The following is a 23,170-nucleotide window of genomic DNA, read 5'->3' as shown; positions in this document are numbered from 1 at the left end:
CCCAACTCTGGGGGGAACAGTGTTCAAAGTCTGCCAAATTTGCCGACGGTTTAGTGAGGGTATTTAGGGGGCGGATTGTGGCTTTTTAAACAAGCTTTTGGTGGATAACGATAAATAAGCTGAAAGTGGTGCTCTATTTTGATCCAAAGATTGGTCTGAAGGGGCATCACAAGCTTTTTTAGCCCAACATTTTAAGTCGCTCCTGGAGCATTTGCCGTTGAACAGCGGCGGCATTGAGGGATTCCTTAGCTCCGGCGATCACTTCCTCTGGGGCTTTATTAACAAAACCGGGATTGCTAAGGCGTTTTTCGATGCTTTCATATTCTTTGGTCACTTTATCCAAGGTTTTTTGGATTTTATTGCGGAGAATATCCAAATCCACTAGCCCGGATAGGGGAATGAGCACCTGAATTGTATCCACCACACCGGCGATCGCCTGGGTTTGTTCTGGAGGTAGTTGGGACACCACTTGGAGATTTTCCACTTTGCCAATGTCCCGAATATAGGTTTCTCCTAGCTGGAGGGTTTGTCGTTCCTGGTCATTTTCACTTTGGAGGATAACAGTGACCATGGCTCCCGGTTTAATGCCAGCTTCTGCCCGGAGATTACGGATGGTGCGGAGAGTTTCAATTAACAGAGCAAACTGAGTTTCCAAAGCTGGGTCAACTAAGGATTGGTTAACCGTTGGGTAGGCCTGCAAAGCCAAAAATTGTCCTTCCGCCTGGTGCAGAGTTTGCCACAGCTCCTCCGTAATATGGGGCATAAAGGGATGGAGCAACTTAATAATGCTGTCCAACGTGTGGGCCAAAACTTGGCGGGCCACCAATTGACGCTGGGTGCCGACGTCTCCTCCTTCCTTATTCCAGAGTCTGGGTTTAGCTAGCTCAATGTACCAATCGCAAAAATCACCCCAGATGAATTCGTACAGGCCCTTGGCCGCTTCCCCTAGGCCGTAATCTTCAATTTGCTCTCGAGTTTGCTGAATAACTTGATTCAAACGGGAGAGAATCCAACGGTCTGCCAATTCTAAATCTTCCCCAGGGGCTAGACCCAATTGCTGCGGGGTCTGACCATCCAGATTCATCATCACAAACCGGGCCGCATTCCACAGTTTATTGGCAAAGTTACGGGACGCTTCCACCGACTCCGATTCATCCTTCTGGCGATCGTATTGCAGGCTAATATCTTGCCCCGCTCCAGCCACTTCCCGAATTAGGGTGTAACGTAGCGCATCGGTACCATATTTATTAATCAACAACAAAGGATCAATGCCGTTGTTGGCCGATTTAGACATTTTTTTACCATTTTCATCCCGCACCAAGCCGTGGATATAGACATCCTTAAAGGGTATTTGGCCGGTGAAGTGCCCCGCCATCATGGTCATCCTGGCCACCCAGAAAAAGATAATGTCAAAACCCGTTACTAGGGTGCTGGTGGGATAATATTTGGCCAAATCGTCTGTTTGTTCTGGCCAGCCCATGGTGGAAAAGGGCCACAGTCCCGAAGAAAACCAGGTATCCAACACATCGGGGTCCTGTTGCAATTGCACCGTCGGGCCATATTCTGCTTTCGCTTTAGCTAAGGCTTCGGCCTCGTCGTAGGCCACAATGAAAGGGGTGTGATCAGTTATGGCTCCATTGGTTTCGCTGATCACATACCAAGCGGGAATTTGATGACCCCACCACAGTTGCCGGGAAATACACCAATCTTTGAGCTTTACCAACCAGTCTCGATAAACCTTACCCCACCGTTCCGGCACAAAATTAGGAGAGTTATCCTCGTCCAAACAGGCCAGGGCATTTTGGGCTAGGCTTTCAATTTTGACAAACCATTGGGTGGATAACAACGGTTCCACGGGCACCTTACCCCGATCGCCGTAGGGTACGGAATGACGATAGGGTTCAATTTTGACCAGAAAACCCTGGGCTTCTAGGGCTTGCACCACATTTTTGCGGGCTTCAAAGCGGTCTTGGCCAGCAAAATCCCCACCATTCTCATTTAGGGAACCGTCTTTGTTGAGCAGATTAATAAAAGGTAAATTGTGCCGTTGCCCCATGACAAAATCGTTGGGATCGTGGGCGGGGGTAACCTTCACACAGCCGGTACCAAATTCTGGGTCCACCAACTCATCGGCCACAATGGGAATTTCCCGGTTCACTAAAGGTAGGGTAATGGTTTTGCCCACCATGGCGGCATAGCGTTCATCATGGGGATTAACCGCCACCCCCGTATCCCCCAGCATGGTTTCCGGTCGGGTGGTGGCCACCACTAGTTCTCCACTACCGTCGGTGAGGGGATAACGAAAATACCACAAATGACCGTCCACTTCCTGGTTTTCCACTTCCAAATCCGACACCGCTGACTGGGAAGCCGGACACCAATTGACCAGATAATTACCCCGGTAAATTAATCCTTCTTCGTACAACTTAATAAATGCTGTTTTTACTGCTTGGGAAAGTCCTTCATCCATGGTGAACCGCTCCCTGGTCCAGTCCACAGACACTCCCAAACGCCGCAGTTGGTTAACAATAGTACTGCCGGACTCCGCTTTCCATTGCCAGGCCCGTTCCAAAAACTTTTCCCGGCCCAAATCATCCCTCGTTTTCCCCTCCGCTTTTAACTGACGTTCCAAAATGGTTTGCACAGCAATACTGGCATGGTCCGTTCCCGGTAACCAGAGGGTATTGTCCCCCCGCATGCGGTGATAACGAACCAAAGTATCTATTAAAGAACTCTCAAAAGCGTGGCCCATATGCAAACTACCTGTCACATTGGGGGGCGGAATCACCACGCAATAGGGTTCCCCTGGGCGATCGGGATCGGCTTTAAAGGCATGACTTTCTTCCCACGCTGTTTGCCATTTGGCTTCGGTGACGGTGGGTTCATATTGGGGCGGCAGGGAAGTGGTCATGGGAGGGAGTTTACTGTTAGGCCTTCATCATTTTGCCATAGGTTAGCAAAGGGAATGGGGACAGTAATTTTGGGGCAGGGGAGATTTTTTGTCGCTGATTTTCTGCAATTTGATCTGAGAAGTTACGATGGTAGTCTACGCCAGTCCTACTTTTGGGCAAGGTTTTTGGTTACCTTTGCCATCCCGTCGAGCACCTCATTACTTTATTTCTCCTATGACACATTCTCTGCGGTGGGTTAATGCTCTTTCTACCAGACCATCCCTGGAGAGGGCATTGGATGAGGCGATCGCCAAGGTGGGGGGTCAGGGACAATGGGACTTGGCGATTATCTTCCTTTCCTCCAGCTTTGCCAGCGATGCGGCCCGGTTAATGCCCCTAGTGCAAGAAAAGTTGTCAGTACCGAATTTAATCGGTTGCTTGGGGGGCGGCATTATTGGCATGGAAAACAATGCCACAGTGCAGGAAGTAGAAGGAGAAGTGGCATTGAGCTTAACGGTGGCCCAATTGCCAGGGGTGACGGTGACGCCATTCTATGTCCATGGGGAAGGAATGCCCGATTTAGACGCACCGCCCCAAAGTTGGGTGGATTTAATGGGGGTTGATCCGGCCAGTGGCGCAGATTTTATTATTCTGGCCGACCCGATGACTGGGGGCATCACAGACTTTTTAGCCGGGTTGGATTTTGCCTATCCCCAAGCAACAAAAGTGGGTGGCTTAGCCAGTGGGGAAAATGTGGCCATGGGGGGCAGTTTATTTTTGCAATCTTCTGATCATCCCGCTGGCCGTTATGGAGATGGTTTTATCGGCGTAGCCTTAGCGGGCAATATTCGCCTCGGTAGTGTGGTGGCCCAGGGCTGTCGGCCTATTGGCGAACCCTTTGTGGTTAACCAGGGGCAGAGAAATATCATTACAGAAATCCAAGGTAAGGATGCAGACAGTGGCACGGTGGTGTTGGAAACGCCCCTGGCTAGCCTGCAGAAACTGATTCCCACCCTCAGTCCCAAAGATCAGGAATTGGCCCAAAGTTCCCTTTTTGTGGGGGTGGCCAGCGATGAATTTAAATTAACTCTGCAACCGGGGGATTTTCTCATTCGCAACTTACTGGGGGTGGATCCCCGCCAAGGGGCGATCGCCATTGGAGACCGGGTGAGAAAGGGGCAAAGGTTACAATTCCATTTGCGGGACCGGGAAACTTCCGCCGACGACTTACAAATTCTTTTGCGCCATTACACCGAAGGAGAGGCTAATCAATCTTCTTCTACGGCGATCGGGGCATTGATGTTTTCCTGTTTGGGCAGAGGCTATGGCCTGTATGGTACCCCCAATTTTGATAGCCAGATGTTTGGGCAATATTTTCCTGGAGTAGCCCTGGGTGGTTTCTTTTGTAATGGAGAAATTGGCCAGGTGGGTGCTCAGACCTTTTTACACGGTTACACTTCCGCCTTTGCCATTGTCCACAGAGCTAGTTAAATAAACGGCGATCGCCATTTGTTTACTCATATTCTGGTGCCGTCAAATAATTCCCGATGAGAGCAAGCTATGATCGGAGTTAGCGTTAATCCAGAGAAACTAGGATCCACTATGGAGACCGTCAATGTTGACCAAATAGAAATCAATCTTCCTGAGCTTTTGTACAGTATCAAACCAGGGGAAGAAGTCATCGTTGCTGACCAGGGTATTCCCATTGCTAAGTTGGTTCCTCTGCAAAGGCAAAAATCCGTGGATCGATGCTCCAGCTTAGGGGTAGATCGAGGATTATTTGTAGTGCCAGATGACTTTAACGATCCTTTACCAAATGATATTTGGCCATTATCTTGAGAAGGATTAACGTGAAACTTTTGTTGGATACCCAGTGCTGGTTATGGTGGTTTACTGAGCCGGAAAAATTGAACGAAGATGCAATTTCCCAGATCATAGATGAGACAAACGAAATATGGCTTTCTGTTGCCAGTATTTGGGAAATGTCAATTAAGACTTCCATCGGTAAACTGCCCTTGCCAGAAAATATTGACGACTACATTCTCAGTCGCATGGTGAAATTGGGTGCTGAGTTCCTGGACATTAAAACCCGCCATGCCCTGCAAGTTGCGACATTGCCCCTACATCACCGTGATCCGTTTGACAGAATTATCATTGCCCAGGCACAAACAGAAAATATGCTGCTAATTAGTGCAGATTCAATGTTTAAAAATTATGGAGTCTCTTTGTTATGGGCGGGAGTATAGTTTAGAGTCGATCGCCAAAGAGAATGGTACCCAAGCGGATCATGGTAGCTCCGGCGGCAATGGCTTCTGGGTAATCTCCGGACATGCCCATGGATAGTTCCGTTAATGACAGGCTAGATTGTTGGTTGATGGCTGTGGCCAGATTTTTTAGTTCCCCAAAGGTTAGTTGGCGATCGCCAGGGGAAAGACCCAGGGGTAAAATAGTCATTAAGCCACAAATTTTTAGATTTTTTAATAGCTCCAGTTGGGGCAAATCCAGCTTTAATTCTTCCCTTGTCCAACCGGATTTATTCTCGTCCGGCAGTAACTTGATTTGTAATAATCCCTGGGGAAATTTGTTCAACTCCTCAGCAATGCGGTCTAGTTTGACGGCGATCGCCAAATTATCAACGGAATGGATATAGGTAAAATTTTCCACCACTTTGCGGGCCTTGTTACTCTGTAAACGTCCGATAAAATGCCAGTTAATATCTTGGTAATTTGCTAAAGCTTCGATTTTTGGTAAAGCTTCTTGGATGCGACTTTCGGCAAAATCCCGGATGCCCGCTCCGTAGGCCGCTTCGATGTCGGCGATCGCCTTGGTTTTGGTTACCGCCACCAACCGTACACTGGGGGGGAGGGTAGCGATAATTTCTGAGTAAACGCTGGGGGAAAACATGGGCAAGTTAACGGAAATCGAGGCCTGTTGACTAGATCCTACGGTGGATTGGGGGAAAGGTGCTTAACCGAACTAACCCCGACGGTTATCCCACTCAGGCAATTCTTAACATCTCGTTACAATTAATTCATGTTAAGCCTCAGTTTAGGGGGGCAGTTTATGAACAACAATATCCGCGTCGGCAGTCTGTTTGGCATTCCTTTTTACGTCAACCCATCCTGGTTTTTAATTTTAGGATTGGTGACCCTGAGCTATGGCCAAGACTTAGCCCGCTTTCCCCAACTTTCCGGTGGCACACCCTGGATTTTGGGGTTAATTACAGCTTTACTCCTCTTTGCTTCCGTTGTCGCCCACGAGTTGGGCCATAGTTTGGTTGCCTTAGCCCAGGGCATTGAAGTTAAATCCATCACTCTGTTTTTGTTCGGTGGTCTAGCGAGTTTAGAAAAGGAATCCAACACTCCCTGGCAAGCTTTTGCGGTGGCGATCGCCGGGCCGGCGGTGAGTTTAGTGCTCTTTTTGGGTTTAACCATAGTTGGTACCCAAATCCCCCTACCTGTGCCGGGGCAGGCCATCATTGGTTTATTGGGCATGATCAACCTCGCCCTGGCATTGTTTAACCTCATTCCTGGTTTACCTTTGGACGGCGGCAATGTGCTCAAATCCATTGTGTGGCAAATCACGGGCAATCAAAACAAAGGTATTCTCATTGCTAGTCGGGTGGGCCAGGGTTTCGGTTGGTTGGCGATCGCCATTGGTAGCTTAGGTATTTTAAATATTCTGCCCATCGGTAGCTTCTGGACCATTTTGATCGGTTGGTTCCTGTTACAAAATGCTGGTTCCTCCGCCCGCAACGCCCAGGTCAAAGAGCAAATGGAAGCCTTTACTGCTGAAGATGCGGTTATTCCCAACAGCCCCATTATTCCTGCCGGGTTAAATATTCGGGAATTTGCTAACGATTATGTGATTGGTAAAACCCCCTGGCGACGGTTCTTGGTTATTGGTGCCGACAATCAACTGTTAGGTGTACTTGCTACGGAAGACATCAAACACGTCCCCACTTCCGATTGGCCCCAGGTCACAGTGGATAGCTTGATGCAGTATCCCCAACAGATGGTCACCGTTAACGCCAATCAATCTTTGTTTGAAGTGGCCCAGTTGTTAGATCAACAGAAACTGTCGGAACTTTTGGTGGTGCAACCTTCGGGAGAAGTGGTGGGATTATTGGAAAAAGCTTCCATCATCAAATGTCTGCAAACCTCCGCCGCCTAGAGCCTGTTTTAAAAGCCCCCCTGGCCCCCCAAATTTTTTTGGGGGGAAAATAAGATTTAAAGTCCCCCAAACTTGCCGGAGCTTTAGTGAGGAGATTTAGGGGGCAAGGAAACCATAAAGATTGGGATTGAGCGACCATAGCTTTTTCTCAATCTTTTTTAATGGCAGAATAGGGGATTATCTGGTGTTCCCCAAGGGGGTAAAATTAGCCTCAATCGTTACTTTTCATTGGACTAGGATTTTTTCCCATGACCGTCGCCTCCACCGCCCCTGCTTTTTGCCAAGGAATTCGCTTTTTCGGTGAAAACCTGCCGGATTTTGATCGTTATGGCCAGGAAACGGCGATCGCCAGTGGGGCAAAGGCCATCAGTTCTGCCAATGATCCCCAGGCGGTGTATCAAACTTTGTTGGCGGCGGATGCCCTCAGATATTTAACGCTCCAAACCACAGCCAGTAAAGAATCGGGTCACCCCGGCGGTTTTGCCAGCATTGCGGAGGCGATCGCCGCTCTGGTCATGTTGGGCTACAAAAATACGGTGACGGAAGTGGGCCACCATGCCCCCGGTTTTTACAGCACCATGTTTTTGGATCGTTCCCTGGAAGCCATGGGGATTAATAATGTCCAAGAACTTGGCGATCGGTTCCGGGAAATGCACGGCCTATTGGGCCACCTCTCAGGGCAAATCCCAGGCTTATTAGCTCCAGCAGGCCCCCTGGGTCAAGGTCAACATTTCGCCATGGCCGGAGCAAAACTTTATCCCGGCGTTTTATTTCCCGTAACTATCGGAGATGGTGGTTTGGGGGAACCCTACATCATGAGTAGTTTTGGCCATTTCCACACGGCCTATCCCCAGGTAACAAACTTTTTGCCCATTTTGGTCTGGAACGGTTTTAGCCAAGAACACCACAGCATGGTTTCCACCCAGAGCAATGAAGCCATGGTTAACTACTGGCAGGGCAACGGTTTTAAAAATGTCATTCTGGTCAACGCCAAAGATTTTGACGACAGCAATCAAGCGGGGGATTTTGTTGACAGCACCAAGTTTTCTTTCCAACAACGGTTAGCTTTTACCCAGGCAGTGTTGGAGGCCACCGACAAAGCGGCCCAGGCGGCCCTTGGTGGTACGTTAACGGTTCTGATTGTCAAACAACTAAAAGGAGCGGGAGTCCACAAATCCGGGGCCAAATCCCACAACCTCTATCCCGGCGACAGTTTAGATAAAGATTATATTGTCAGTGCTTTGCAAGAACGGGCCCTATCCCCCGAAGCTTGGCAATTGGTGCGGACCAATTTTGAACGTTCCCACGGTGGCCCCGCCTCCCAAACCGTGGTGACGGAATCCGTTTTACCTTTAGCGGATCTGGGTACTCTGCCCCTGAAGGAGTTTGCCCTAGAAGATAAACAGGTAGCCACCACCGCCATGGGGGAATTGGTGGTTCATGTGGGCAAACAGGATTCAAACTTTGTGGTTACCAACGCCGACGGTAACGCCGCTTCTGGGATCAATAACATCAACGTTGGGCTAAAAATTGTCCATCCCACGGTGGATGAGGATTATTTCCAACAACCCAACGGCCAAGTTTATGAACCCCTGAGCGAAGATGCCTGTGCTGGCCTGGCCGCCGCCCAAGCTTTGTTTGGAGGCCGTACCCTCTGGTGTTCCTACGAGTCCTTTGCTATTAACGGTTTACCCATTTGGCAGACGGTGACCCAGGCCATGGCGGAGCTACGTCGTCCTACCCCTTCCACCATTACCCTGTTTACAGCGGGAGCGTTGGAACAAGGGCGCAACGGTTGGACTCACCAACGGCCGGAAATTGAGAATTATTTTGCCGCTATGATGCGGAATGGGAATATTTTTCCCCTTTTCCCCTGTGATGCCAACGGTATTCAGGTTTGCTATGACTGGGCGTTAACCACCAGCAACAAAGGCATTCCCATCACCGCCAGTAAGTCTCCTTTGCCCATCCGCACTACGTTGGAGCAAAATCGTCAGGGTTTAGCCAAAGGCGGCATCCTACTCCACAACAGCACTGGCTCTAAAACCATTGTTTTTGCAGTAATTGGCGATATGACTCTAATTCCCGTGTTGGAAGCGGCCAGTCAATTGGAAAGTGAAGGTTATGGGGTAAAAGTGGTTTCGGTAATTAATCCCCGGCGCTTGTACCGTCCCCATGATGTGCAATGGCAGGATTGTTCCGAAGCGGACAGTGGCTTTTTGAGCGATGCTGAATTTACCGAACTGTTTGGTGGCGATGCGTTGATTGGGGTGACCGGTGGCAGTGGAGCCATGTTGGAACCAGTTCTACTCCGTAGTGCTTGCCCCAGGGATCTATTTGCTTGGAAACGGGGGGAAACTACCGCCAGCGCTGGACAACTGATGGCCTATAACGGCCTAACTGCCCAGGCCCTTGGCGATCGGGCCAAGGCATTGTTGCCCTAGGCTTAGCCATTCTTGTCGGAGTTATCCTAACTCCAGGCTGAGTTGCACAAAGGGTTGATGTTGCTCCTCTGCCCTGGGGGAACTCTGTAACTTTTTCCAATATTCCGCCATCCATTGTTCCGAACTGCCGGGACATTGGCGATCGCCTTGGAGCCAAGCTTGAAAGACCTTTTCTCGTCCATCCTGGGGACAGGTGATTTGATAAATCCGCACTCGTTTTTTTTCTACAGTTTTCGTACGGGTTAATTGGATCCCAAAGCCCAGCTTTTCCAGAAAACGACGGACAATGGTGATGGGGCTAGCATTTTTGGCTAAACCAATGCCCACTACCGTTTTAATATCATCCCGGTTAGCCAAGGCTAATTTACCCAGGGCGATTAAGTCCTCATCCAGGGCACACAACTCCCGTTGGGGATGGGCCAGCAGAATGGGAATGCCAATAATGTCGTAGGTACCGATGATGGCCCCCAATTGGGAACCATTAAAGTCCGGGAGAAAGAGACTGCCTTGTCCTTGATCCAATAGTAAACGGGCAATTTTGGCATCCCGATCGCCAAGGAATGGCCGGCCTACGGTGAGGAAGTAATGCCAACGCAGTTTTTGATACCAATTTTGGTCATCTTTTTGCACCAGATCCGCCGTCACAGGAATACCGTAGCGTTGGGCCAGTTCGTAGCGCCGTAGCCGTTGCCGTTCGTGGCTATTTTTCACTAGCCTTTTCTTCAACTGTTGATATTCCAATTCTTTTAGGGGTTTAGCGTCGGCGATCGCCTGGCAGTCGGCAAGGTAATTTTGTTCCCGCACCGCTTCAATGGCCTGTTGCAAAGGCTGAGGAGCGACCGTACTGAGGGGGTGATCGGGATCGCTGGGTGGAACAGGCAAAGACGGTAAAGCTGGGGGCGGCCCCAACAACTGATGGCCTTCCTGGTGCAAAAGCCCAAGAATGGATTCCCGATAATTGACCATGGCCAGGTTGATCCGCACCGCCATTTTGGCCCAGCAGAGCAAAGATTCCGCCTGGAAACCGGTGTCTAAATCATCCAAATTATCCAGATCCGATTGTTGCAACAGCCGGATATTAACCTCCGTCAAACGATGGCCGGCGGTGAGGAACTTACTAATGGCCGTAGCTCCATTGCCCACTTGGTTAAAGCCATAGCTAGCGGCCCAGAGGTAACGGGGAATATTTTGGCGAATGCGGCTGAGGGATTGGCAAACGGAAGTGGCGGTTTGGATGCCCTGGGCAATGCCCCACACGGAAGTGAAATGATTTTTTAGGTCAATGCTGACCCCCGTTTCCACCGCCGGACTACTCAGCACAATGTCATAGTCGGCCAACACTTGGTTGAGGTTGGTCAAACTGCCATGGGCAGGATGGTGAGGATCGGATAGGGATTCGGCATCAATGCGTAAAATGCGGCGATCGGGAAACTGCTTTTTCAGGTAGGCTTCCAGATTGCGGGTGCCCCAGGCACTGGTGAGCTTTTGAGCTGAGAGACAGACGAAAGGTTTACCGCCCTCCCGAATGTGATGCAACAGTTGTTTGACCAATTGCTTGGGGTCATTTTCGCCAAAGTGATAGATGGGCCATGCTTCTTCTAACCCCGGTTGCCAATGGTTACGGATCACGTAGGGTTGGAGGGGAATGCCACTCAAGCTGATCAAATAATCGAGGGAAACATCGGTTAAATCCGCATCGGCCACATAAATTTGTCCTTCTCCCCCTAGGCTATGTTGCAAAAGTTGCTTGAGGTTACGGAGAATGGCCACCCGCTGACGACGGCAGGTATCGGAATTCAGTCCATGCCAGAGCACCTGCTCCACTTCATCAATGATAATTAGGCAATCTTGCCACTGTTCCGGGTCAAACTGGGCTTGGGAATGGCCATGGAGGGAGTCGATACACAGACCAAAACCCCTTTGGCGAGCTAGGGGGGAACTAGATAAATCCCCCACATAGGGCAACTGAAAACGGTGGCACAGTTCCTGCACTAAACGAATGCGATGGCCAATGACCAACACTGGTCTGTGTTCGGCCTGGGCTTGGCGGACAATGCGAGCGAGAAATTCCGTTTTGCCCGTGCCCTTTGGCGATTGTAGGGCAATTAATTTTTCTTCAGCGGGAATGGTTAAAGGAGGTAAATACCGGGCTTCCACTTCCATCCCCCGGCTATGGGTGAGGCGGTTAAGTCGTTGGGCTTTCCAGATTTCCAGCGGCAGGGCCTTGCCGACCAACTGTTGTAGATAATCACTGCCTTGGTGGGCAATCACATCATCAACGCCCTTACCAAGGTGATGCTCCCATTGCAAAACTTTGACTTCACACCCTTGGCGACTGAACAAATAGCCCAACCGTTGAATGGCCAGATTCACCTGCTGGATAGTTTTGGGTTTACTGTCTTGATCGAAAGCAATCAGAATTTGTCTGCCGGGAGCGGCTAATTTTCCCAAAGCGGGAATTAATTGGCATTTGCCGATCCGTTGCCCCTGGTCATCCCTAGGAGTGCGGTAACCGTTATGGACTCCTGGTAAGGCGATCGCCCCGTAACCGGCCGTGAGTAAAGCACCCGCCTTTTTTGCCCCTTCTGTGATTACCAGAGGAATTTCCGGATGGCCCATCAACCATTGCCAAAAACCTAAATCCGGCTGGTCTGGGTCTTGATCCTCCTCTGTCAGGACTACCCCAGCTTTAGCAGCAATCCTTTCCCAAAGATGGAGGGGCACCCGCAGGGCAAAAATTCCCGTGGGTGTTTTGGGAGGATGCTCATATTTAATGGTCTTACTGCTTTCCCCATCCTGTCTCGGGCGATCGGGCTTAAAACACCCCCATAGATCTTTTTCCCCGGACAGTAAATCAATGCCAGAACACCACCAGCCCCCCGAGGCCACGTGGGCATAACGTTTCATTAAACCGTCACTAACTCGGCCGTCATTACGGCGCTGGAGCGCTTCAGCATAAAGCAAATGTTGGGCGGGGGCATCCCCTAAAAGGGGAGTGACATTGAGGCGGGTTAGTTGGTCGTCTACACAACTTTGCCGCCATTCTTGCAAGTGATTCATTTTGCCATCGGTCTTGCCGGAACAAGACTCCATATCTAGTGTGCGGGGAGTCTCATTGTAGGGGCAAAACACTAAATATGGTAGCGTCTAAAAAGTTAAAATTCTGGCGATTTATGCCCACTGACGGCATAGAGCTCGATTTGTTTCTGCGGAACTTAATCTTAGTCCAGTTTTCGCCCTGGCGATCGCCTGATGGAAGTATCAGTGCAAGGAAATGTTAACGGTGATGCCAAGCCTTGATAATTTGTGGTTCTAGGTCCGCAATTTGCCCGGAGTTGTCCAACACCACATCCGCTAGAGCTACCTTTTCCGCCAAGGGCATTTGACTAGTAATGCGAGCTAAAGCCTCTGCCTCCGTCAAACCGTTGCGCTTGATCAATCGTTCCACCTGTTGCTGTGGTCCGCAGGTCACTACCCAAATTTCCGTTACCCAATCTGTTAACTGGGCTTCAAACAATAGAGGAATGCTCAATAACACCGTTTGCTCTTGTTTTAACTGAGCTAAGGCAGACCGAAAACACCGCCCAACAAAGGGGTGAATTTGGGACTCCAGCCATTGTTTTTCTTCAGCATTATTAAAGACAATTTCCCCCAGGGCTTGGCGCTTTAACTGTCCCTGTTGGTCTAAAATTTCCGGGCCATAACGCCTGGCGATCGCCACTAGAATTTCAGAACCCGGTTCCACTGCTTGGCGGGCATAGAGGTCGGCGTCGAGGATAGGGACGCTGTATTTTTGCTGTAAATAATCCGTAACCGTACTTTTTCCCGTAGCAATGCCCCCGGTCAAACCAATCAATCGTTGTCGAGGGGGCTTGGTGTCCATGGATAAAGTATGGTCAACGGAAATTTCTACGGATTGATTGCTCCATGTTAGAGGTGTTAAACCCCCAAATAGTTATACCGAATTAACCAAACACCGTTTGGGGTTGTTGCTCCGCCAAGAATTTTTCGTGGACAATGCCCCGGAAAGTATCCAAGTCGGATTGCCACGCTTCAATGTACTGTTTGGCCACGCTGACCCGTTCCTGGGGATTGGGATTATTCAAGCTGTAATTGAAGTTACCCGCAAATAACAACGCACTCACTGCCTGGCGATCGGGAATCTGCAAAGTTGCCTGGTTAACTTTGAGGTTAAATTGACAGCCTTCCAAAAGATAGGTGAATTCCACCGCCGCTTGTACGGGGGCCTTGCCCAAATCTTGCCAGGCACCGGATGCCAGCAAAGTACCGGTGATGAACTTCCGAGCCCCATCGTTTTGATCCGGTAGGGGAATTAAACATTTGGGGGTTACTACCACGCCGTTGTATTGGGCATTGGGTAATTTTTCCACAAAGGCACTGGCGACCTTGCCCACGGTTACCACTTCCGCCGTTTTATCATTCATCCCTTCTAAAAACGTTAGGGAGCGGGGCTGGGCCACAATGCTGAGCCCATTTTTAAACACCAATTGGGAACCAGCTTTACTTACCACTGGCTGTTGGTTCAATTCCCATTCGTTGGACACAATGCCACTGAACTTCAAAAACTGTTCATTGACTAGGGTTGGGTCTAACTCCTTGACTGCAATGCTGATGGAAATTTCTAGAATTTCATTGGGAAGGGTGACAGGTTCTTGGGAGGTAGGAATTACAGTGGACATTAATTTTGCTCAACAATTACCGGACTGACAAAGAAATTGGCCGGGGCCCAATAGATAGAACCCCAGCCAAAACAATACCGGATCTTAGGAAGAAACAGAAGTGGTAGAGCGTTTGCGGCTACGACGGTAAACCTTAGTGGTACTGACCGGTTGGGCGCTAGGCTCGGCAGTGGTGACCACTTTCTTTTCTGGTTTAGCTTTCACTTTTGGTTCTGGGGTTTTAGTCAGGACCACTTTTTTGCGGGGGGCTGGTGTAGCAGAAGTCGCACTGACAGTGCTTACATTCTGGGGAACCTGATCCAATTCGATGGGGGTGTCGGTTTGCAACATCAGTAAAACCATGGGGCTACTCTGTAATTCCCGTTTGATCAGGCGTTGCAAGCTAGACTCCAATTCTTTTTGCAGCGCATTCCAGCTAACCTCTGTGGAGCCGTTGGAACCATGGGTGAACTCTGACCAGCGTTCTGTGAGGAAATTCTCGATGGTGCGGACAATTAGTTCTTCCAACAACTTAGGCTGAATGGTCATCACCACACCCCGGCAATGTACCTCAGGATAGGCTAACAGTGTGCCAGTTTTACTTAGGGCTGCCGCCACCGTCACCAAACCGTCTTCGGCCATTTGTTGCCGTTCAGCCATGGTGCTCTCATGGACAATACCCGCTTGATCCACCAATTCAATGCCGGAAGGAACTTGTCCTGCCACCCGGATGCGATCGCCGGTCAGTTCAATTACATCGCCGTTATTGACAATAACAATATTTTCGCTGGGAATACCCTGGGCCTGGGCCATCTGGGAATGCTTGACCAACATACGGTGTTCCCCATGGACGGGGACAAAGAATTTAGGTCGAGTAAGGGCCAACAACATTTTGTGTTCTTCCTGGGAAGCATGGCCAGAAACGTGGATGCCCTGATGCTTGCCGTAAATTACATTGGCTCCCTGCATCATCAGGCGATCAATGGTGTTGACCACCGCAATGGTATTACCGGGGATGGGATTAGCGGAAAAGACCACTGTATCCCCCTGGCGAATTTTAATCTGGGGATGCTCACCGTTGGAAATGCGGGTCATGGCCGCCAGAGGTTCTCCCTGGGAGCCAGTGGTCAAAATTAGTTGTTGTTGGTCGGGCAAATTGCGGGCTGCTTTGAGGGGCACGAATAAGTTATCGGGGCATTTGATGTAGCCCAATTTACGGGCATGGGCAATAACATTGAGCATTGATCGCCCCACCACCGCTACTTTCCGCTGATGTTTTTGGGCCAAGCTGAGGATGATATTGACCCGGTGCACCGAAGAAGCAAAGGTGGTCACCATCAAACGGCCTTCCGCCTGGGAAAAAACCCGGTCCAGGTTGGGGATAACAGACGCTTCAGAGGGGGTAATGCCAGGCACTTCCGCATTGGTGGAGTCACTCAGTAAACAGAGCACCCCTTTTTCGCCATACTCCGCCACCTTTTGCAGGTCGAAAAATTCCCCGTCAATGGGAGTGTGGTCGATTTTAAAATCTCCACTGTGCATCACTACCCCCAGAGGTGTGTGAATAGCTAGACAATAGCTGTCGGCGATGGAGTGGGTGTTACGAATAAATTCCACCACAAAGGATTTGCCCAAACGCACCATTTCCCGGGGAGAGACGGTCTGCAAATTGGTGCGCTCCAACATACCGGCTTCCTCCAGCTTGTCCCGTAACAGGGCCATGGCTAACCGAGGGCCGTAGATAATGGGAATGTCAAACTGCTTGAGGTGATAGGCAATGCCACCAATGTGGTCTTCGTGGCCGTGGGTAACCACCATGCCCTTGATTTTCTCCCGGTTTTCCCTCAGGTAGGTCATGTCCGGCAGTACAACATTAACGCCGTGCATGTCGTCGGTGGGGAAAGCTAGCCCCGCATCAAGCAGTAAAATTTCATCGTCATATTCAAAGACGCAGGTATTTTTACCAATTTCGTGCAGGCCACCGAGGGGAAGAATTTTGAGGGCTTGGGTTTGAGTATTTTTAGCCATAGTGTAAATAAAAAAACGTTGTAATTTAGCTAGTTAAGAATCAACAGTCGCAGTGCAACTTGAAGAAATTGAAGAACAAACTGAGGTCCGGGCAGAGCAAAAACGGGGCTAAGCAATCAGCAAACGACCGATTCAATTCAATCTTTGGATTAGCATTCCACTTGTTTTTGGGGAATTTATAGAAACGGATAGAACCGAGTTTTGAGAACATCCCAAGGAGTGAATGTATTTGCAATCTTTGGAGCCGGTGGGGAGAGGGCAAGCCCTAATGCCAGAAGGTAAAAACGAAGACTGATTCAGAAAAAATTTAGCTCATTCTGGGCTCGGAAAGTATCGAAAATGGAAAGAAGACGCTGAAGCCTTTAGCTAATCGGTGTAATGAACTAGCTCGCATATGGGATGGATTATCTATTCAGGTTTGGACGGAATCGAAAAACTTACTTCGCTCTTAAGTTCATGCCATTCTAGCATATACATTCCGGATAGGTACCTATTCTGAGAAAAAAATTGAGAAATCATCGACACTGGGCAGGGATTTAGCCATGGAGTTGATGGTAATTGATTAAATTTGATCAAAGATCATTTCAGCTTGTGACTGCCATTCTTTGACTGGTATCGCCAAGGTCAAGTTTCCCAATTGATTCGGTCTATCTTCCTTGGGTTAATCGAATATTTATCCCCAAGTTCTTTACCCTAGGGAAGTAAGGCTAAATCCCTTAGTACGTCTCGTAACTGTTCGGTGTGGCCAGGGGACAGAGCACAAAGGGGAGGTCTGAACGATCCTACGGGCCAACCCTGGAGTCCCAGGGCTGTTTTGACTGGGATGGGATTGGTGGCGCAGAAAAGAATTTTAAATAGGGGTATTAGCTGTAAATGGATTTCGAGGGCTTGGGCCGTTGCTCCCTGGGCAAAATGCTGCACCATGGCCTGCAGGCGATCGCCGACCAGATGACTGGCCACACTGACCACCCCGGCCCCTCCCACGGCCAATAAAGGAAGAGTCAGCACATCATCCCCGGCATAGATGGCAAAATCATCGGGGGTATGGGCCCGAATTAGGGAAGCCTGCTCCAAACTGCCGGTGGCTTCTTTGATGGCCACAATGTTTTCCACTTCCGCTAAACGGTAAACCGTTTCCGGGGCTAGGCTCTGGCCCGTTCTGCCGGGAATGTTGTACAACATCAGGGGCAACTCCGGCGCACAATTGGCGATCGCCTGGAAATGGGCCAATAAACCTTCCTGGGGAGGCTTGTTATAGTAGGGCACTACCTGGAGGGAACCATCCACTCCCAACTTGGCCGCAATCTGGGTTGCTTCCATGGCCTCCCGGGTACAGTTAGACCCAGTGCCGGCAATGACGGAACCCCGATCGCCGACGGTTTGTTTAACCACCCGAAATAGCTCATGCTCCTCCTCCCAGGAAAGGGTGGGAGATTCCCCCGTGGTGCCACAGACCACCAGGCCGTCACTGCCATGGGTGATGAGATGGTCAGCCAATTTTTCCGCTACCCCATAATCCACCCCACCATCGGCATTGAAGGGGGTAACCATCGCAGTTAACACAGGGCCAAAGGGGGAAGTGCTTACAAAATCAGCCATAGACTATCTCAACGAAAAAGGGCAGCGGGCAAGTAACCATGGATGGGTTGGGAAAAATTCTACAGCCACCCCCGCTCCACCAATAATTCGGCGATTTGCACCGCATTGAGGGCTGCCCCTTTACGAATTTGATCACCGCACAACCACAGGTCCAAACCATTGGGGTGGGAAATATCTTGGCGAATACGTCCTACCAACACGTCGTCCTGGCCTGTGGCATCCATGGGCATGGGGAAATAATTTTTTTGCCAATCCTCCACCAGTTTTACCCCCGGAGCTTTGGCGATCGCCGTTTTGGCCAATTCCACCGGGAATGGGGTGGCAAATTCCAAGTTGACCGCTTCTGAGTGGGCCCGGAGCACAGGTACCCGCACACAGGTGGCCGTGATGCGTATATCTTCTGCGGCAAAGATTTTCCGGGTTTCCTGCACCATTTTCATTTCCTCCTCACAGTAGTGGTTAGCTGTGATGGGGGAGTTGTGGGGAAAGAGGTTAAAAGCCAAAGGATAGGGCAAAATCTCAGCTTGGGGAATTTTTCCCTCCAGGATGTCCCGGCTTTGGTGCTTCACTTCTTCCATGGCCATGGCCCCGGCCCCACTGGCAGACTGGTAGGTGGCCACCACAATGCGTTTAATAGGTTGGAGCTGATGCAGGGGATAGATGGCTACCCCCATTAAAATCGTCGTGCAGTTGGGGTTGGCAATGATGCCTTGGTGGTTTTGGGCCGCTTCGGGATTAATTTCCGGTACCACTAGGGGCACTTCCGGCACCATGCGAAAAGCGCTGGAATTGTCCACCATCACCGCTCCGGCTTTGGTAATTTCCTCTGCCCAACGCTTGGAAGTGGAACCACCGGCGGAAGCCAACACCAAGTCACAGCCTTTAAACGCTGAACCATCCACTGCCTGGATCGGTAACTTTTCTCCTTGGAACTCCAGGGTTTTACCCGCAGAACGGGGCGAGGCCAAAAGTTTTAATTCTGCCAGGGGAAAATTCCGGCTGGCCAGTAACTCCAGTAATTCTGTGCCAACGGCCCCAGTGGCCCCCAGGATGGCAACGCGTATCGGTGATGGCAAAGCTTACTCCTCCAGTAGCTAATCGGGATCGAAAGATGGGCAACGCAGTCAGAAAGCAGTATCAAGCTTAGTTAAGCCCAGTTGGTCAAAGTTGTTGGGGTAAAAAATCAGCCAAAAAAGAAAAAACTAATTGTGACGCAGGGCATTGCCCCCTAAACCGCAAAGCCATTATTGAATTGTCCAGCTAGAAAAATCATTGATTTAGTCCCATTCTCTCAAACCGGCCTGGGGGACCCCCCGGCGGGAAAAGATTCTCGCCCTAGGAAAAAATGGCACCCGGCTTATATTATGATCAATTGGGTTGACCGCCACAGGTCTTCCCCGAGCCATTGCGTTGCGGGGCTAGAAGGGAAACATTTCCCTCGGTCTAAGTGAACCTAGCATAACACGGGTAGAAGGGCCCACAGACCGATTTCTGCAGTCCTTCCCAGCCCTCCAGGGGTGAACTTAGTGCCCACTGCCCCCATTGTTTCACCATCGAGATTTCCCATCAATGAAAGTTACCCAGGAAAAATTGCCAGATAGTCAAGTTGGGCTAGAAATTGAGATTCCCGCCACAGCGTCGAAAAAAGTTTATGAGAACGTCGTCAAAAAGTTAACCCGCACCGTTAATATTCCTGGGTTCCGTCGGGGGAAGGTGCCCCGGGCCATTGTTATCCAGCGTTTGGGACAAAGCTATATCAAGGCCACGGCCATTGAAGAGTTGATCGACGACAGCATTAAAGCCGCGGTTAAGCAAGAAGAACTACCCATCATTGGCAATTTTTCCCTGCGCTCGGACATGGAAAACCTAATTCAAATCTTTGACCCTGAAGCGCCCCTCACCATTAAGGTGGCAGCGGATGTGTTCCCCGAAGCGGAATATGAACCGGAGAGCTATAAAAAAATCACTGCCCAGGCGGAAGAAATCGAATACAGTGCCGATGCCGTTGACCAGTGGCTCAAGGGAGAACAGGAAAAACGGGCTACCCTTGTCCCGGTGGAGGACCGTCCTGCGGCCCTGGGAGATCTGGCCATTGTGGACTACGCCGCTTTTCAGGTGGCAGAAGATGGTCAAGCTGGAGAGGCGATCGCCGAAGTGAAGGGGTCTGATTTTGAGGTGACCCTAGAAGACGGTCGTTTTGTGGCTGGTATTGTGGACGGTATTGTCGGAATGGCGGTTGATGAAACCAAACTGATTCCGGTTACTTTTCCGGAGGACTATCCCTTGGAAGCTGTGGCGGGGGAAGATGTGTTGTTTGAAATTAAGCTCAAAGAAATTAAATTCCGGGAACTGCCTGAATTGGACGATGACTTCGCCGAAGATGTGAGCGAGTTTGAGACCATGGCAGAGCTCAAGGCGGATCTGGAGAAACAATTCCAGGAACAGGCCAAACAGCGCACCGATGACAACATCAAGGCTGCCATTAAGAAAAAATTGGGGGAACTGTTCACCGGGGATTTACCGGAAACCATGATCAAACAGGAGTGCGATCGCCTAGTGGCCCAAACCGCCATGGAACTAGAACGCATGGGACTAGATGTTTCCCAACTGTTCCGTCAGGGGGATGATATGCTCCAAACCCTCAAGGACAATTCCCGCCCAGAGGCGATCGCCAACCTTAAAACCGACCTGATGATAGGAGCCATTGCCAAAGAAGAAAAAATTCAGCCCACCGAAGCAGAAGTTAAGGAACGCTGTGACGAGCTTCGTCAGGAATTCAAGGGAGAAAAAATCGACGAATCCCGGCTGGTGAACTTTGTGGAAAGTTCCCTCACAGAAAGTAAAGTGCTGGATCTGCTCAAAGAATGGGCTGACGTTGAACTGTTGCCGGAGGGTAGCCTCAGCCAGACTGAGGAAGATACTCCCGACGACGATGCAGAGGAAGAAGCCATCGTGGATGTGGAAGCAACCTCCGACGAAGAGTAACCCGTTGGCCCAAATTACCCTTGGGGTGTCAGAGGCATACCGGGCCTCCGCAAACTAGAGGAGAAATCTCCGGAATAGGTAAATTGACAGGGCAGATTAACCTCCTGCCCTCCCTGTCCTAGGGCGTTAGTCCCCCAAGGCTCAAGTAAATCTAGGTAAGATGAGACCATGTCGGCAACAAAGTTGAGTTAACCTAAAGCAAAGTAAAGGAAAAGTTTTTTTTCCCCACTCCTTGGACGCCGGCTTGATCCCTGTCCGCCTTTTTCTTAATTTTCCCTACCTTTCCCCGTACCTAACCCATGGTCAACTCCCGTTCTCCCTACCGTTCTCCCCTCAGTACCCTAGGGGGCAATAACATCCAAAGCGTTGTTCCCATGGTGGTGGAACAGTCTGGCATGGGCGAGCGAGCCTTCGACATTTACTCCCGTCTGCTAAGGGAAAGAATCATCTTTTTGGGCACCCCTGTGGACGACCAAGTGGCAGATTCCATTGTGGCCCAGCTACTATTTTTGGACGCAGAGGACCCGGAAAAAGACATCCAACTCTACATCAACTCCCCGGGGGGCTCCGTTTATGCCGGCCTGGCCATCTATGACACCATGCAACAGATTCGTCCCGATGTGGTCACCATCTGTTTTGGTCTGGCTGCCAGCATGGGGGCTTTTTTGCTTTCCGGTGGCTGTAAGGGAAAACGTATGGCTTTGCCTAGTTCTCGCATCATGATTCACCAACCCCTCGGGGGAGCCCAGGGTCAAGCGGTGGAAATTGAAATTCAGGCCAGGGAAATCCTGTACATCAAGGATCGCCTCAATACCATGTTGGTGGAACACACCGGCCAACCCATGGAAAAACTCCAGGAAGATACGGAAAGAGATTTCTTTATGTCTGCGGAGGAAGCAAAGGAGTATGGCCTCATTGACCAGGTAATTTCCCGCCCTAATCTTCCCGACCCCACTACCCCCGTCACCTCCCTCGGTTAGTTTTATGCCCAAATACGACTCCCATCTGAAATGTTCTTTTTGTGGCAAATCCCAGGAGCAAGTCCGTAAATTAATTGCTGGCCCTGGCGTGTACATTTGTGATGAATGTGTAGAACTCTGTAACGACATTTTGGATGAGGAGTTGTTGGATGTACCCCCTGCCTCAACCGGGGAAAGGGATGGGACAGGTCAAAAACAAAAAAAATCTGGTCAGCCCCGTCGCCGTCTTACCCTAGAAGAATTACCCAAACCAACGGCAATCAAACAGTACCTGGATGAATATGTAATTGGCCAAGATGAGGCTAAAAAGGTGCTTTCCGTCGCTGTTTATAACCACTACAAAAGATTAAACCTGCTGGAGCGCAATCAAGAGATTGATCCCGGCGATGCAGTGGAATTACAAAAATCGAATATTCTTCTAGTGGGCCCCACGGGGTCTGGGAAAACCCTACTTGCCCAAACCCTGGCGAAAATTTTAGAAGTGCCCTTCGCTGTGGCCGATGCCACTACCCTGACGGAAGCGGGCTACGTGGGGGAAGATGTGGAAAATATTTTGTTGAGACTGCTCCAGGTAGCGGATTTGGATGTGGAAGAAGCCCAGCGAGGCATTATTTACATTGATGAAATTGATAAAATTGCCCGCAAAAGTGAGAATCCTTCCATTACTAGAGATGTGTCCGGGGAAGGAGTACAGCAGGCTTTGTTAAAAATGTTGGAAGGAACGGTGGCCAATGTGCCGCCCCAGGGAGGCAGAAAACATCCTTACCAAGACTGTATTCAAATTGATACCAGTAATATTCTCTTCATCTGTGGTGGTGCTTTTGTCGGCTTAGAAAAGGTAATCGAACAAAGGTTTGGCAAAAAATCCATGGGCTTTGTGCGGCCGGGAGAGGGGCCAAGTAAGGAAAAAAGAACTGCCGATGTGCTCCGTCAGGCAGAGCCCGATGACTTAGTCAAATTTGGTCTGATTCCCGAATTTATTGGTCGTATTCCCGTGATGGCCTGCCTTAACCCCTTGGATGAGGATGCTTTAATTGCTATTCTGACCCAGCCCCGCAATGCCATTGTTAAACAGTATCAAACCCTATTGGGTATGGACCATGTGGAGTTGGATTTTCAACCCGATGCGGTGCGGGCGATCGCCACGGAGGCCCACCGTCGTAAAACCGGAGCTAGGGCGTTACGGGGCATTGTGGAGGAATTAATGCTGGATGTGATGTATGAGTTGCCTTCCCGGGAAGATTTAACCCACTGCTTGATCACTAGGGAAATGGTGGAAAAACGCTCCACAGCAGAATTATTGCTCCATCCTTCTTCCTTACCTAAACCGGAATCTGCTTAGGTTCACCCCATTGTTTTTCAGTAATCAAAGACTGGTTGGAATTGCCATA

The 23,170-nt window shown here is 50.0% G+C and carries 16 protein-coding genes; 8 read left to right on the top strand and 8 right to left on the bottom strand.

All coding sequences use genetic code 11. The annotated features are described in order from the left end of the window. Positions 1 to 178 precede the first annotated feature (178 nt). Entirely contained in the window at positions 179 to 2,911 is a 2,733-nt protein-coding gene (gene valS / locus SYNPCCP_RS15150; RefSeq protein ID WP_010874104.1) for a valine--tRNA ligase, read from the bottom strand. Between the two features lie 127 nt (positions 2,912 to 3,038). Here valS and SYNPCCP_RS15145 point away from each other — a divergent pair, with 127 nt between their 5' ends. The 3 genes from SYNPCCP_RS15145 (at position 3,039) to SYNPCCP_RS15135 (ending at position 5,137) form a co-directional block, all read left to right on the top strand. Then, positions 3,039 to 4,382, top strand: a complete 1,344-nt coding sequence (locus tag SYNPCCP_RS15145) for an FIST N-terminal domain-containing protein (protein ID WP_010874103.1) — start codon at positions 3,039 to 3,041, stop codon at positions 4,380 to 4,382. Between the two features lie 69 nt (positions 4,383 to 4,451). Further along, positions 4,452 to 4,730 (top strand): type II toxin-antitoxin system Phd/YefM family antitoxin, encoded by a 279-nt coding sequence (locus tag SYNPCCP_RS15140; protein WP_010874102.1) that lies wholly within the window; start codon positions 4,452 to 4,454, stop codon positions 4,728 to 4,730. Between the two features lie 11 nt (positions 4,731 to 4,741). Beyond that, positions 4,742 to 5,137 (top strand): type II toxin-antitoxin system VapC family toxin, encoded by a 396-nt coding sequence (locus SYNPCCP_RS15135; RefSeq protein WP_010874101.1) that lies wholly within the window; start codon positions 4,742 to 4,744, stop codon positions 5,135 to 5,137. Between the two features lies 1 nt (position 5,138). On the opposite strand, the gene SYNPCCP_RS15130 is transcribed toward SYNPCCP_RS15135, so the two are convergent. Then, positions 5,139 to 5,795, bottom strand: a complete 657-nt coding sequence (locus SYNPCCP_RS15130; RefSeq protein WP_010874100.1) for a YggS family pyridoxal phosphate-dependent enzyme — start codon at positions 5,793 to 5,795, stop codon at positions 5,139 to 5,141. Positions 5,796 to 5,924: 129 nt separating this feature from the next. On the opposite strand from SYNPCCP_RS15130, the gene SYNPCCP_RS15125 reads away from it, so the two are divergent. Together SYNPCCP_RS15125 and SYNPCCP_RS15120 are read left to right on the top strand one after the other, a co-directional pair. Then, positions 5,925 to 7,064, top strand: a complete 1,140-nt coding sequence (locus tag SYNPCCP_RS15125; RefSeq protein ID WP_010874099.1) for a site-2 protease family protein — start codon at positions 5,925 to 5,927, stop codon at positions 7,062 to 7,064. A 248-nt stretch (positions 7,065 to 7,312) separates the two neighbouring features. Further along, entirely contained in the window at positions 7,313 to 9,508 is a 2,196-nt protein-coding gene (locus tag SYNPCCP_RS15120; RefSeq protein WP_010874098.1) for a phosphoketolase, read from the top strand. Between the two features lie 21 nt (positions 9,509 to 9,529). On the opposite strand, the gene SYNPCCP_RS15115 is transcribed toward SYNPCCP_RS15120, so the two are convergent. The 6 genes from SYNPCCP_RS15115 to SYNPCCP_RS15090 form a co-directional block, all read right to left on the bottom strand. Beyond that, the gene (locus SYNPCCP_RS15115) at positions 9,530 to 12,601 is read right to left on the bottom strand and encodes a plasmid replication protein, CyRepA1 family (protein ID WP_199303503.1); all 3,072 of its coding nucleotides are present in this window, start codon (positions 12,599 to 12,601) and stop codon (positions 9,530 to 9,532) included. Positions 12,602 to 12,785: 184 nt separating this feature from the next. Further along, a complete protein-coding gene (gene coaE, locus SYNPCCP_RS15110) occupies positions 12,786 to 13,391 on the bottom strand; it encodes a dephospho-CoA kinase (protein ID WP_010874096.1) in 606 nt (201 codons plus the stop codon). An 82-nt stretch (positions 13,392 to 13,473) separates the two neighbouring features. Beyond that, positions 13,474 to 14,208: a hypothetical protein gene (locus SYNPCCP_RS15105; protein ID WP_010874095.1), complete on the bottom strand. Its 735-nt coding sequence runs from the start codon at positions 14,206 to 14,208 to the stop codon at positions 13,474 to 13,476. Positions 14,209 to 14,292: 84 nt separating this feature from the next. After that, the gene (locus SYNPCCP_RS15100; RefSeq protein ID WP_010874094.1) at positions 14,293 to 16,215 is read right to left on the bottom strand and encodes a ribonuclease J; all 1,923 of its coding nucleotides are present in this window, start codon (positions 16,213 to 16,215) and stop codon (positions 14,293 to 14,295) included. 693 nt (positions 16,216 to 16,908) lie between these two features. After that, positions 16,909 to 17,814, bottom strand: coding sequence for a 4-hydroxy-tetrahydrodipicolinate synthase (dapA, locus tag SYNPCCP_RS15095; RefSeq protein ID WP_010874093.1), 906 nt, complete (start codon positions 17,812 to 17,814; stop codon positions 16,909 to 16,911). Positions 17,815 to 17,873: 59 nt separating this feature from the next. Then, entirely contained in the window at positions 17,874 to 18,890 is a 1,017-nt protein-coding gene (locus SYNPCCP_RS15090) for an aspartate-semialdehyde dehydrogenase (protein WP_010874092.1), read from the bottom strand. A 493-nt stretch (positions 18,891 to 19,383) separates the two neighbouring features. Here SYNPCCP_RS15090 and tig point away from each other — a divergent pair, with 493 nt between their 5' ends. The 3 genes from tig to clpX all read left to right on the top strand — a co-directional run bounded on the left by tig (position 19,384) and on the right by clpX (position 23,121). Continuing rightward, complete coding sequence (gene tig / locus SYNPCCP_RS15085) at positions 19,384 to 20,799, top strand: trigger factor (protein ID WP_010874091.1); 1,416 nt, start codon at positions 19,384 to 19,386, stop codon at positions 20,797 to 20,799. 299 nt (positions 20,800 to 21,098) lie between these two features. Beyond that, the gene (gene clpP / locus SYNPCCP_RS15080; RefSeq protein WP_010874090.1) at positions 21,099 to 21,779 is read left to right on the top strand and encodes an ATP-dependent Clp endopeptidase proteolytic subunit ClpP; all 681 of its coding nucleotides are present in this window, start codon (positions 21,099 to 21,101) and stop codon (positions 21,777 to 21,779) included. A gap of 4 nt (positions 21,780 to 21,783) precedes the next feature. After that, positions 21,784 to 23,121, top strand: coding sequence for an ATP-dependent protease ATP-binding subunit ClpX (gene clpX, locus SYNPCCP_RS15075; RefSeq protein ID WP_010874089.1), 1,338 nt, complete (start codon positions 21,784 to 21,786; stop codon positions 23,119 to 23,121). Positions 23,122 to 23,170 lie beyond the last annotated feature (49 nt).

Source organism: Synechocystis sp. PCC 6803 substr. PCC-P (genome assembly GCF_000284455.1).
Lineage (GTDB): Bacteria > Cyanobacteriota > Cyanobacteriia > Cyanobacteriales > Microcystaceae > Synechocystis.
This window is presented reverse-complemented; position numbering and strand designations above follow the sequence as displayed.